Here is a 12,473-nt window from a genome sequence, read left to right on the forward strand (position 1 = left end):
GAGCATATTTTTAATTCAGTCTATTGACAATCAATTATGGCACTTTTACAAATCGCTGAACCTGGGATGTCGCTTGCACCGCATCAGCGGCGCATTGCCATTGGCATCGATTTGGGTACTACTAATTCCTTAGTGGCTTTGGTGCGAAATGCTTTGCCACAAATTTTAGTCGATGCACAAGGGCGTGAATTATTGCCATCAGTTGTGCGTTATTTGCCGAATGGGCAAACTCAAGCGGGTTTCGAGGCCTTAGAGCACTTGATTACAGATCCTAAAAATACCATCGTGTCGGTTAAGCGCTATATGGGGCGAGGTTTGACTGATATAGCTCATTTAGAAAATGCTCCTTACGACTTTGTCGATCAACCTGGCATGCTCAAGTTGAGAACCATTGCAGGTGATAAAAGCCCGATTGAAGTATCGGCAGAAATTTTGGCAAGGTTACGGCAATTAGCAGAAGATTCTGTTGCTGAGCCCATTGTGGGTGCTGTCATTACGGTACCCGCCTATTTTGACGAGGCACAACGCCAAGCTACCAAGGATGCCGCTAAATTGGCTGGGCTTGAGGTGTTGCGCTTACTGAATGAGCCTACTGCAGCAGCGATTGCTTATGGTTTAGATAATGGTGCGGAAGGTGTTTATGCGGTCTACGATTTAGGTGGCGGTACTTTTGACATCTCGATTTTGCGCATGAGTAAAGGAGTCTTTGAGGTGCTTTCGACTGGTGGTGATACCGCCTTGGGTGGAGATGATTTTGATCAGCGCTTATTTTGTTGGGTTATTGAACAGGCTAAATTACCACCATTATCTTTGCATGATCAACGGGCACTCTTATTGGCTTGTAAAGCAGCAAAAGAGCATTTGAGTCATGCGGCTCTAACCAGAGTACATCTGAGCTTAAGTGATGGCGCGGTGGTAAATGTGGGTGTGAGCCAAGCCCAATTTTTTGAAATGACCCAAAATTTAGTGAGTAAAACCTTAGTTGCTGTACGCAAAGCATTGCGTGACGCTTGCTTAAAAGTAGATGAAGTTAAAGGCGTGGTCATGGTAGGTGGAGCCACTAGGATGCCCAATGTGCAACGCGCCGTGGGCGAGCTATTTGGTACCGCGCCATTAAATAATTTAAATCCAGATCAAGTCGTAGCGCTAGGTGCTGCGATGCAAGCGGATTTATTAGCAGGCAATCAAACGAAAAATAACGAATGGTTATTGTTGGATGTCATTCCCTTATCTTTAGGGATTGAAACCATGGGGGGCTTAGTAGAGAAAATTATTCCCCGTAATACGCCAATACCCGTTGCGCGCGCCCAAGACTTTACAACTTTTAAAGATGGTCAAACTGCCCTATCTTTACATATCGTCCAGGGTGAGCGTGATTTGGTGCAAGATTGCCGCTCCTTAGGTCGCTTTGAATTGCGTGGCATTCCGCCGATGGTCGCGGGGGCAGCACGTATTCGGGTAACCTTTCAGGTTGATGCCGACGGTCTTTTAGCTGTGAGGGCGGTTGAGCAGGGCTCAGGCGCTCATGCGGCGATTGATATCAAACCCTCATATGGTCTAACAGACAGTGAAATTACGCGGATGCTACAAGATGGCTTTTCTTCAGCCAAAATTGACGTTCAAGCCCGCGCTTTACGTGAAGAGCAGGTTAGTGCGCAACGCCTGTTTGAGGCAATTGAAGCTGCGCTGATAAGCGATGGGGATTTATTATCTTCGACTGAGCGAGCTGCTCTGGAAGTGGAATTGCAACTCTTAAAAATAACAGCAAGCCAAGAGCTGAATAGCGATATTTTGCGTAAAGCCATTGATCGAGCAGCAAAGGCTAGTGATGGCTTCGCAGAAAAGCGAATGAATGCGAGCATTCAAAAAGCCCTTAAAGGCAAAAATGTTACTGAAATTTAAAAGGTCGCGATGACGCAAATTGTGGTTTTACCGCATAGTGAATATTGCCCAGCTGGTACAGTGATCGAAACTGTTCCTGGTACGAGTATTTGTGAAGCGCTATTGGAAAACGGCGTAGAAATTGAGCATGCTTGTGACATGGTTTGTGCTTGTACTACATGCCATGTGATCGTACGTGAAGGTCTTGATAGCTTGAATCCACCTGATGATAATGAAGACGATATGTTAGATCGGGCGTGGGGTTTAAGTAGTCAGTCCCGTTTATCGTGTCAGGCCATTGTGGGGCAAAAAGATTTAGTGATTGAGATACCTAAATACTCTATTAATCACGCTAAAGAAAACCACTAATTTTTATAGCTTTTTGGGCTTTTGCCAGTCGATTCACGAATGACTAAGTTAACTGGCGTTTTAATTTCTTTTGGTAGGCCATGAACGCCATTAATTTGTGCAACTAAATGCTTTGCTGCTTCTCGCCACATTGAATTTGCATTTACATGCATAGTGGTTAGGCTGGGCATGAGGTGACACGAAAGCTCGAGATCATCAAAGCCCATGATAGATAATTTTTTAGGGACAGCGATCCCTTGTTTACTTGCCTCTAGTAAGGCGCCGAGGGCTAAAACGTCGTTACCACAAATAATGGCAGTCAATTTTGGCTCAATCCGTAGCAATTGCTTTAATGCATCGCGTGCTGCTTCAATGGTGTACGGGCATTCAATAATTAAGCTAGGCAATAAATCAATTTTATTTTTCTTTAAAAGACTGATGCTCCCTTTTACGCGATCGCGGGCGCGATCATTATTTGCGGTAATTCCCGCTATCATGCCAAATTTGATATGTCCTAAGTCCAATAAATGCTGGATACCGAGTTGAATCGCTTGCTGATTATCAAAGCCCGAACAAAATCCTGAAATTGGCGCCTTTAAAGCGCCAATATGAATATAGGGCACCCCCCGATTTTGTAATAGCCGCAGTGTTTCGAGTTGCTGACTAATGCCAAAAAAAGCCATGCCTTCAACACCACGTAGCAATAAATTATTAATTTGATTGGCTTCAATATAAGGGTCGTAGTTGCTGCTCGCCACTAGTAACTGGTAGTGCGACTCTAGCAGTTGTTCTTGGAAGGCAGCTAGACCTTGGGCAAAAATTGCATTATCTAAAGTTGGAACGATCATGCCAATCGTGCCTGAGCGGCGCAACATTAAAGAGCGGGCGCTTGCATTGGGTATATAGCCTAGTTTTTTAATTGTTTTTTCTATATGTTCTTTCAGCGCTGGACGTACAGCTTCGGGCTGATTTAAGGCACGCGAAATAGTTGCGGTAGAGACCCCCGCAGCTTTAGCCACATGGTTTATGGTGATCGACTTAGCCAGTTTTTTCATGCCAGACGTACGCTATTAGAAAGTACAAGTGAAAACGAGTATTAGGGAAAATACTAAGTAATTTATTAAGGAATAGAGCTAATTTATAGCATTTTTATGCTTAAAATGAAAGCGCTTACATTTATTTTCTATTTTTCTGTTTTTGGGGGTTGGCAAAATTTATAAAAAGTTGCTTAGGCCTATTTTATTTATAGCGGGTGTCTTAGTGGCTTGGTTCGCTTTGACTGAATGGTCTGGCTTGATCGCGCCGTTTCGTTTTCCATCGCCCACTGAAACTTGGAACTCTTTAAATATTATTACCTTTAAGGGGTATGGCGATGGCTTGCTTTATCAGCATATATTGCAGAGTGTCCTCTTGGTAACCTTAGGTTTTTTAGTGTCATCATCTTTAGGTGTTTTGTTGGGGATTTTGATGGGAGCTAATAAGCGCATTGAAGCTTTCGTCAATCCGATTTTTTTAACTCTACGACCCGTCCCGCCATTGGCTTGGATTCCTTTGGCAATTGTTTGGTTAGGCTTAGGCGATGCGGCCAAAATAATGGTGATTTTTATTGCCGCTTTTATTCCTGCAGTGATTAATACCTATACTGGGGTTCGCTCAATTGAGGTGCCGCAGCGTGAAGCAGCCGCAATGTTAGGCATCAAGCAATTAACCTATTACCGCGAAGTGATATTACCAGGGGCGCTCCCCATGATTTTTACAGGACTGCGCTTATCGTTGCAAGCCTCCTGGACAACCTTAGTAGCTGCTGAATTAATTGGCGCCACTTTTGGTCTGGGTTCGATTTTGCACCAAGCTGCGCAAGATATTTATCCGGGCATGATCTTAGTAGGCATGTTTACTGTGGCACTATGTGGCTGGTTAATGACCCTGATCTTAGCTAAAGCAGAGCGGTGGGCGATGCCTTGGAAGCCCGTATGAAAATGACTCAGTACCTAGGGCGAGGCGAGTGGTGGTTTTATACCATTGTCGGCCTGCTCTGTTTTTTTGGTTTTTGGTATGGAGTAGTGGCAGCCAATGTAACTCCTCGGCAATTTTTGCCTGCCCCTCATGAGGTTTTACTGACTTTTATTAAGCTACTTCATGAGCCCTTTTCTGGCTACACACTTTTAACCCATATTGTTTCTAGTTTTAAGCGGTTTTTATATGGTTTTTTATTAGCGGTGGCGATTGGCATTCCACTGGGTTTATTAATGGCGCTGTCTAAATGGGCTGATCGCATCATTACGCCATTTTTTGAAAGCATCCGCTTCGTTGCACCGATTGCCTGGATCCCATTTGCTGCTTTATGGTTTGGAACTGGTATAGGTGGACCGATCCTAATTATTTTTATGGGCGCATTCCCACCGGTCTTAATTAATACATATCGCGGCGCCCTCTATGTTGAGCCAAAATATATTGAAGCAGCCCGAATGTTGGGCTCGGGCAAAATTAGACTGATGACGCAGGTCCTTTTTCCTGCAGCCATTCCAGCGATTGTGGCTGGTTTACGTATTTCGACGGGAACGGGCTGGCAGGCAATGGTAGGCGCTGAGTTAATTGTCGCCTCTAGTGGCGTAGGCTACATGATGGTCAATGGCCAATCGAATATTCGTACCGATATTGTGATGAGTGGCATGATTGCGATTGGTTTAGTAGGTCTGGTGATTGATATTTTGTTACGTCAGGCTGAAAAATTTTCGACCCGTTACCAAGAGATTTGAGTTATGGCAAATATTGTTTTTGAAGACACCCAACGCAGTTTCAAGCAAAGCGGTAAAGAAGTATTAGCCGTTGGTGGAATTAATTTAACCGTAGCCGATAAAGAGTTTGTTGCCATAGTGGGACCGTCTGGTTGCGGTAAGACCACCTGTTTGCGCATGGTAGCGGGACTGGATATGCCTACTAAAGGCAAAGTCTTGGTAGGAGGCAAGGAAGTAAAAGGCCCTGGACCAGATCGCGCTGTGGTGTTTCAGCAATTTGCATTATTTCCTTGGAAAACAGTAGCAGAAAATATTCAATTTGGCCTTAGAGCAAATGGCGTCGATTCAGCCGAAAGAGTCATCAGAACTGCTGATGCAATTAAATTAATGGGCCTAGATGGCTATGAGCTCGCTTATCCACATCAATTATCTGGTGGCATGCAACAGCGAGTCGCCATTGCCCGAGCCTATGTTTTAAATCCTGAGGTATTGTTGATGGATGAGCCTTTCGGGGCGTTAGATGCACAGACCCGGGTAGTGATGCAAGAAGAATTAATTCGGCTGGCCCGTAAAAATCCCAAAACGGTTTTATTTATTACTCATGCGGTTGAGGAAGCAGTATATTTGGCTGACCGGGTCGTTGTTATGTCAAGGCATCCAGGATTAATTCGAGAGATTATCGACATTAAATCGATACGTGATGCTGAAAATTGGGATAGTCATTCACGGATTGAAGATGTGATGGATTTACCCTCTTTTGTGAAATTACGTAGTTCGATTTGGAGGTTGTTGCGGGAACATAATTTAGGCAGTGATCATTAATTTAAAAAGTAAACGGAGGAAGACAAAATGAAGTTGAAGAAAATTGCATTAGGCTTTACAGTGAGCATTATTGGGAGCACCTTGCTGACGGTGAGTACCTTATCGCAAGCGCAGACACCAAAACTAACTGAAATTAAAGTGAGTTATCAGCCTGCGGTTTATTGGGCCTTACCTTTTTATATTGCCAGCGAAAAAAATTGGTGGGCAGAAATGGGCCTTAAGCCCGAATTTAGTACCTTTCCAGCTGGTGTTCCGCAAATTGCTGCTTCGGCATCGAAATCGTGGGATGTTGGCGCTACAGGATCCGTTCCAGCTGTCCTTGGCTTTGTTCGCTTCGGCATTAAAACCATTGGTATCTCGAATGATGAGTCTGCGGGTAATGCGTTAGTAGCAACCGCTAAAGGGGCTGAGGCTTTTGCAAAAAATCCCCAGCAAGCACTTAAGGGTCAAGCAATTGTCTTAACTGGTAACTCCACCGGTGACTATGCGGTGCAATCTTGCTTAAAGAAATACGGCTTAAGTAAAACTGATGTCACTATTAAGAATATGGGTCAGGCGGAAATTATTTCTGCCATGTCTTCTGGAAATGCTGAATTTGGCGGCTTATGGGCACCAAATATTTATACCCTAGAAGAAAAGGCTGGCGGTAAAGTTCTTTGTAGCGGTAAAGAGGGGGGCGTAGTGGTTCCCGGGGCTTTAATTGCACGCGGCGATTACGCTAAAGAAAATCCCCAAATGGTTGCAAAATTTTTAGCAGTATATTTGCACACTTGGAAATGGATGAATGCCAATAAACCTCAAGCCATTGCTTTGATGAAGAAATTTTATGAGCAGGGCGGTGTAACAATTTCGGAAGCCTCGATGCGTAAAGAATTTGATACACGTCCGACTTTTGATCTGGCTGGTGAGCTTAAGGTGATGGATCGTGCTAAAGGGCCTTCATTAATGGATGATTGGTTCACAGCAATTGGCGCTTTCATGCTTGCCACTGGTGCAATTCAAGCAGTTCCGCCTGCTAGTGAATACATAACCGATGAGTATATGAAGATGGTTAATGCAGATAAAAAATTACGTGAGTTTGCCAATAACGCGAAATAATTTATCTTTTATCTTCACCAGATCAATATGGTGAAACGCTGAATTTGCTAATTTTGAAGCTAGGGTGTTGTTTGCCCTAGTTTTGAGATTAGTCTTATATTGATTTTTAAGGGTTTAGAAATGGCAATCCAGTTTTTAAAAAAAGCGAGCAAAACTCCAGAGACCGAAACATCCACAGCTCAAGAAGTGGCTCATGCCATGCTGACGCGCATTGAGCGGGAGGGCGAAGCGGCGGTAAGAGAGTATGCAGAGAAGCTAGATCATTGGACTGGTGAGATTGTAATGAGTGAAGCGGCCATTGCGGCCATTATTCAGACTGTGCCTGCTGAGGTTAAGCGCGACATCGACTTTGCGGTGAAGCAGGTGCATGATTTTGCCGTGGCCCAAAGAAAAAGTATTCAAGATTTTTCAACCCAATTACATCCAGGTGTTACTGCCGGCCAAAAGGTAATGCCAGTAAATGTAGTTGGTTGCTATGCGCCTGCTGGACGTTACGCTCATATTGCCTCAGCTTATATGACTGTAGCGACTGCAAAGGCGGCGGGAGTTAAAAATATTATTGCGTGTTCGAGTCCATTTCGTGGCGGCGGAATTCATCCCTATGTCTTGTATGCATTTAAAGCCGCTGGTGCTGATGTCATCATGACTTTGGGCGGTGTGCAGGCCATTGCCTCATTAGCCTTTGGACTTTTTACTGGAAAGCCGGCAGATGTAGTGGTGGGACCTGGCAATAAATTTGTGGCGGAAGCCAAACGCGCTTTGTTTGGCAAAGTCGGAATTGACGTGTTTGCAGGGCCATCGGAGATCGCCATCATTGCCGACGAAACTGCGGATCCAAACATTGTTGCGAGTGATCTGGTTGGTCAAGCAGAACATGGACATGAGTCACCCGCTTGGCTTTTTACCACTTCAGCGGTCTTAGCCAAGCAGGTCATGGAGTTGGTGCCACAAATGATTAATACCTTGCCTCCCATTGCTAAAGATGCGGCATCTTGCGCATGGCGCGATTACGGTGAAGTCATTTTGTGTGACTCTAAAGATGAGATGGTTTCCATCTCTGATCGCTATGCGAGTGAACACCTTGAGGTGCACGCTCAAGAGCTTGATTGGTGGCTAGAGCATTTAACTTGCTATGGATCGCTTTTTCTTGGTGAAGAAACGACGGTTGCTTTCGGCGATAAAACGAGCGGCCCCAATCATGTTTTACCGACGAAAGGAGCGGCACGATATTCGGGTGGCTTGTCGGTACATAAGTTTATGAAAACCTTGACTTGGCAAACAATGACACGTGCCGCAAGTAAAGAGATGGCCTTAGTAACTGCACGTATTAGTCGCTTAGAAGGCATGGAAGCCCATGCCAGAACAGCCGATGACCGCTTGGCGAAATATTTTCCGGGCGAACAACATGATTTAGGGGTGCCTGTCGAATTATGAATCCCCTCGATCTCTTTTCTTTAAAAAATCGTACTGCGCTGATTACTGGTGGTAGCAGTGGAATTGGTGAGGCAATGGCGCAAGCATTTGGCCTAGCGGGCGCAGAAGTGATCTTGGTAGCGCGGCGCGAGTCATTATTAGTTGAGGCGGTCGCTAAATTAACTCAAGCGGGTATTAAGGCCTCATATTATGTGGCCGATTTAGAAACCATTGCTGCTGCTGAAAAATTAGGTCGTACAGTTTTGGCTCAACATCCAACAGTTGATATTGTGGTGAATGCAGCTGGCATTAATTTACGGGAATCTTTTGAGCAGGTTTCAGCATCTACCTGGGAAAGACAAATTCATCTCCAGCTTTCGGCACCATTTTTTCTCACTCAAGCTTTTGCTCCAAGTATGAAAGCGCAACATTGGGGCCGTATTATTAATATTGCTTCCTTGCAAAGCTATCGGGCATTTCCAAATAGCGCTCCCTATGGCGCTGCTAAGGGTGGTATTTTGCAATTAACGCGTGCCATTGCGCAAGAATGGTCTAAGCATGGCATTACTTGCAATGCCATAGGCCCAGGATTCTTTCCGACAGCCTTAACCGCACCTGTATTTGCTAATCCTGAATTAGTCCAATTACACGCTAGCCGCACTGCAGTCGGTAGAAATGGCAAATTAGAAGATTTATATGGCCTAGCCATTTTTCTTGCTAGCGATGCTTCTGCCTATTTAACTGGTCAAACCATCATGCTCGATGGTGGCTATACCTCAAGTTAGGATTTCCCATGAAAGCCTTGGTTTATACCCAGCCAAATGAAATTCAATTTCTAGAGCGCCCTTATCCAGAATTAGTGCCGCATGAAGTGGTATTAAAAATTGAATCTGTTGGGATTTGTGGCAGTGATATGCATGCCTTTCATGGCCACGACCCGCGGCGAAATCCTGGATTAGTGATGGGCCATGAATTTGCTGGAACGGTAGTCGAGAGTCTTGCTGCCGCTTTTCCTGTGGGAAAACGCGTAACAGGAAATCCCCTGATTACCTGTGGCACTTGTGAATATTGCTTGCAGGGCAGAAATAATTTATGCGCCAATCGTACGATGGTGGGTATGACCAGACCGGGCGCGTTTGCTGAATTTATGAGTATTCCCGCAAGCTCTTTAATTTCTTTGCCGGTGGATATGAATATTGATGCGGCAGCGTTAACTGAACCAGCTGCAACGGCAGTACATGCTATCAATTTATCGGTGAAGGCCTTACAGCGACCGATTCAAGAGGGGCGCGTACTGATTATCGGTGGTGGTGCTATTGGGATGTTAGTAGCACTGCTTCTAAAACATGATGGTGTGTTGCATTTAGATTTAGCTGAAGTGAATGCTTTGCGCAGAGCCTCAATTACTAAACAAGTGGCATGCAATACTTTTAATCCACTCGAAGTACCAGCGCAAGAAAATTATTATCATTTTGTGATGGACTGTGTTGGTAGTGCAGCAACACGCAAGTTGGCTCTTGCCAGTGTGAAGCCAGGTGGAGTGGTCATGCATGTCGGTCTACAAGATTGGGCTAGTGAAATCGATATGCGTAAACTCACGCTCGCAGAAATTACTTTACTAGGAACCTATACCTATTCCACCGTTGATTTACAGGCCACGGTGCAATTCCTCCATGATGGGGTGTTTGGCGACCTTAGTTGGCTAGAAAAACGGGGTTTACAAGAGGGCCCCCAAGCCTTTGCTGACCTTCATGCCGGTAAAACTGCCGCTGCAAAGGTATTGCTTAAACCATTTTTGTAATTAATTTGCGATAATCTGCTTTATGTCTGAGCAAGCCTTGAAAGTTAAAGTTTGGCGTGGTGCTGAAACTGGCGAATTTGTCGAGTATTTAGTGCCGCGTAACCCCAATCAAACCGTTTTGGATGTGGTTACCTATATTCAACGTAAACTCGATCCTACATTGAGCTATCGCTTTGCTTGTCGAGTAGGAATGTGTGGTTCGTGTGCTATGACAGTTAACGGTAAAGCGCGTTGGACCTGTCGTACCCATGTCTCGCATATCGTCGATGGCGATAGCCTAGAAATTGCCCCCCTCAATAACTTGCCAGTGATTAAAGACCTTGCTACCGATATGCGCGAGTTTTTTACTAAATGGACTGATGCGCGCGGATTTTTTAAAGGTAATAAAACCCGTTTTGATGATTTTGCGACTGTGGTACCTGATTCCCCTGAGCGCCAGTTAGCGAATGCCGGTATTGAATGTATTGGCTGTGGAGTATGTTACGCCTCTTGCGATGTGGTTGCCTTGCGTCCAGCCTATTTAGGGCCTGCAGCATTGAATCGGGCTTGGACATTAGTCAATGATGTGCGTGATACTTCGCAGCTCGAGCGCTTAAGAGCGGTAGCTGGGGATGCGGGTTGTCATGTCTGCCATACCCAAGGAGAATGTTCAGAGCGCTGCCCGAAGGCCCTAGAGCCTACTGCTGGCATTGCTGGCTTAAAGAAATTAGTTGGCCGTGCGGCGATGAAGGGAAGCCAGTGGGGCAAGCTCTAAACTTAAGTAAGGAGTTATCGATAGCTGGCGGGGTAAGGCAAGCTAAGCTCTGGTACCTGCAACGTATTAGCGCGATGGTTTTAGGTATCTGCGTTGCAATTCACCTAGCGATTATTTTTTATGCTATTCGAGGCGGTCTTACGGCAGGTGAAATTTTAGGGCGCACTCAAGGGAACTGGTTGTTCGCCATCTTTTATGAAATTTTCGTTTTAGCATGCTTTATTCATGCGCCCATTGGTCTAGCTAATATTCTGCAAGAACATTTTCCGCAGTCGAAATGGAGTATTTTTTTTGCTTGGTTATTAGCCGGATTAATTCTTGTTTTAGGTAGCGCAGCAGTATGGGGTTTGGCAGTAGGAGGCGCAAGCTAATGCAAAGTCGGCCAGTTGTTTCCTTCCGCTCTAAAACGCATCTTTCGTATTGGGCGTATTTATTACATCGCTTATCTGGCTTAGCTTTAGCTTTGTTTATTCCTCTCCATTTTTTTGTTTTATCTCAGTCCTTGCGAGGCCAGGCTGGTCTTGAGCAATATTTACGTCTGACAGAGATGCCTATCTTTAAAATTGGCGAATGGATTTTAGTGATGTTTTTAACTTTACATTTAACTGGCGGTATTCGTTTATTAATGATTGAGTTTGGTCCCTGGCGGGGCTTACGTAAAGGCTCTATTCAGTTGGGCATTATTTTGGCGATCGCCTGTGGCTTATTATTTTTATATCTTGGAAGCGAATAGTCTTTTATGCAAGTTGATCTTAAGGAAGTTGAAGAAGCCTGTAAGCAGCTATATATTCGCGCGCTCAAGATGCTGCCCGATGATATTAAGCAGGGCATAGCACAACTAAAAGCGATCGAGACCGATGCCCGCGCACAAGTCGTTTTACAAACGATGGTTACCAATATTCAAATTGCCGAGCGCGACGATAATTTGCTCTGTCAAGATACCGGTTTACCAATCTATAATGTGAAGATTGGCAGTAACGTACAGGTTGATGGCATGGCTTTAAAAGCGGCAATTCGACAAGGTTGTGAACGTGCCACCCGTGAATATCCACTGCGATCTTCAGTGGTTCATCCAATCACTCGTAAAAACAACCATACCTCTTGCGGTATTGAAATGCCAGCAATTCATCTTGATTTTATGGCGGATGCGGAAAAATTGGTGATTGAAATGATTCCCAAGGGAAGCGGGTCAGAAAATAATTCCTTCTTGAAAATGGCGATTCCAGCTGAGGGCATGAAAGGTGTTAAAGCGTTTGTGATCGAGTGTGTGGTAGCCGCTGGTGGTAAAACTTGCCCACCAACCATTGTGGGTGTAGGGGTTGGTGGAACTTCAGACCAATGTGTAGCATTGGCAAAAAAAGCTGCGACTCGGCCATTGGGAACAGCCTGTAGTGATACTGACGGCGCTTTATTGGAAACTGAATTAAGCGCTGCGGTGAATCATTTGGGAGTTGGACCGCAAGGCTTAGGGGGGGATGCGACGGCATTTGCAGTGCAGGTTGAAGTAGCTGCAACCCATATTACGATGAATCCTGTAGCTGTAAATATGCAATGTCATTCAGCCCGTCGTGCGCGGGCTACTTTTACGCCAGCTGGTCTTGTATATGGGTATTAAACA

Annotated in this window: 14 protein-coding genes; 13 read left to right on the forward strand and 1 reads right to left on the reverse strand. The window is 45.0% G+C overall.

Translation table 11 applies throughout. The features are described from left to right. Positions 1 to 36: 36 nt before the first annotated feature. Both hscA and fdx read left to right on the forward strand, forming a co-directional pair. Positions 37 to 1,902 (forward strand): Fe-S protein assembly chaperone HscA, encoded by a 1,866-nt coding sequence (hscA, locus tag LZG75_RS04760; RefSeq protein ID WP_233935800.1) that lies wholly within the window; start codon positions 37 to 39, stop codon positions 1,900 to 1,902. A 9-nt stretch (positions 1,903 to 1,911) separates the two neighbouring features. Further along, positions 1,912 to 2,250 (forward strand): ISC system 2Fe-2S type ferredoxin, encoded by a 339-nt coding sequence (gene fdx, locus LZG75_RS04765; protein ID WP_233924343.1) that lies wholly within the window; start codon positions 1,912 to 1,914, stop codon positions 2,248 to 2,250. On the opposite strand, the gene LZG75_RS04770 is transcribed toward fdx, so the two are convergent. Further along, positions 2,247 to 3,284, reverse strand: coding sequence for a LacI family DNA-binding transcriptional regulator (locus LZG75_RS04770; protein WP_233935802.1), 1,038 nt, complete (start codon positions 3,282 to 3,284; stop codon positions 2,247 to 2,249). The two genes, fdx and LZG75_RS04770, sit on opposite strands and share 4 nt — an antisense overlap. Positions 3,285 to 3,489: 205 nt before the next feature. Between LZG75_RS04770 and LZG75_RS04775 the strand changes: the two genes are divergently transcribed. The 11 genes from LZG75_RS04775 (at position 3,490) to LZG75_RS04825 (ending at position 12,470) form a co-directional block, all read left to right on the forward strand. Continuing rightward, complete coding sequence (locus LZG75_RS04775) at positions 3,490 to 4,206, forward strand: ABC transporter permease (protein WP_233924345.1); 717 nt, start codon at positions 3,490 to 3,492, stop codon at positions 4,204 to 4,206. After that, on the forward strand, positions 4,203 to 4,988 hold the full coding sequence (locus LZG75_RS04780; RefSeq protein ID WP_233924346.1) for an ABC transporter permease: 786 nt from the start codon (positions 4,203 to 4,205) through the stop codon (positions 4,986 to 4,988). The genes LZG75_RS04775 and LZG75_RS04780 overlap by 4 nt, the downstream gene beginning before the upstream one ends. A gap of 3 nt (positions 4,989 to 4,991) precedes the next feature. Further along, positions 4,992 to 5,789 (forward strand): ABC transporter ATP-binding protein, encoded by a 798-nt coding sequence (locus LZG75_RS04785; protein ID WP_233935804.1) that lies wholly within the window; start codon positions 4,992 to 4,994, stop codon positions 5,787 to 5,789. Between the two features lie 27 nt (positions 5,790 to 5,816). After that, entirely contained in the window at positions 5,817 to 6,887 is a 1,071-nt protein-coding gene (locus tag LZG75_RS04790; RefSeq protein WP_233924348.1) for an ABC transporter substrate-binding protein, read from the forward strand. Positions 6,888 to 7,007: 120 nt separating this feature from the next. Beyond that, positions 7,008 to 8,321, forward strand: a complete 1,314-nt coding sequence (gene hisD / locus LZG75_RS04795; RefSeq protein ID WP_233924349.1) for a histidinol dehydrogenase — start codon at positions 7,008 to 7,010, stop codon at positions 8,319 to 8,321. Beyond that, the gene (locus LZG75_RS04800) at positions 8,318 to 9,085 is read left to right on the forward strand and encodes an SDR family NAD(P)-dependent oxidoreductase (protein WP_233924350.1); all 768 of its coding nucleotides are present in this window, start codon (positions 8,318 to 8,320) and stop codon (positions 9,083 to 9,085) included. The genes hisD and LZG75_RS04800 overlap by 4 nt, the downstream gene beginning before the upstream one ends. Positions 9,086 to 9,093: 8 nt before the next feature. Then, positions 9,094 to 10,101 carry a galactitol-1-phosphate 5-dehydrogenase gene (locus LZG75_RS04805; protein WP_233935806.1) on the forward strand — a complete coding sequence of 336 codons (1,008 nt, stop codon included), beginning with the start codon at positions 9,094 to 9,096 and terminating at the stop codon, positions 10,099 to 10,101. Between the two features lie 22 nt (positions 10,102 to 10,123). After that, a complete protein-coding gene (locus tag LZG75_RS04810) occupies positions 10,124 to 10,855 on the forward strand; it encodes a succinate dehydrogenase/fumarate reductase iron-sulfur subunit (RefSeq protein WP_233935808.1) in 732 nt (243 codons plus the stop codon). Beyond that, the gene (locus tag LZG75_RS04815; RefSeq protein WP_233924353.1) at positions 10,840 to 11,226 is read left to right on the forward strand and encodes a succinate dehydrogenase; all 387 of its coding nucleotides are present in this window, start codon (positions 10,840 to 10,842) and stop codon (positions 11,224 to 11,226) included. The genes LZG75_RS04810 and LZG75_RS04815 overlap by 16 nt, the downstream gene beginning before the upstream one ends. Then, positions 11,226 to 11,588, forward strand: coding sequence for a succinate dehydrogenase, cytochrome b556 subunit (sdhC, locus tag LZG75_RS04820; protein WP_233924354.1), 363 nt, complete (start codon positions 11,226 to 11,228; stop codon positions 11,586 to 11,588). The genes LZG75_RS04815 and sdhC overlap by 1 nt, the downstream gene beginning before the upstream one ends. Positions 11,589 to 11,594: 6 nt before the next feature. Beyond that, positions 11,595 to 12,470 carry a fumarate hydratase gene (locus tag LZG75_RS04825; protein WP_233924355.1) on the forward strand — a complete coding sequence of 292 codons (876 nt, stop codon included), beginning with the start codon at positions 11,595 to 11,597 and terminating at the stop codon, positions 12,468 to 12,470. Positions 12,471 to 12,473 lie beyond the last annotated feature (3 nt).

It is taken from the genome of Polynucleobacter sp. IMCC30063 (assembly GCF_021395235.1).
GTDB lineage: Bacteria > Pseudomonadota > Gammaproteobacteria > Burkholderiales > Burkholderiaceae > Polynucleobacter.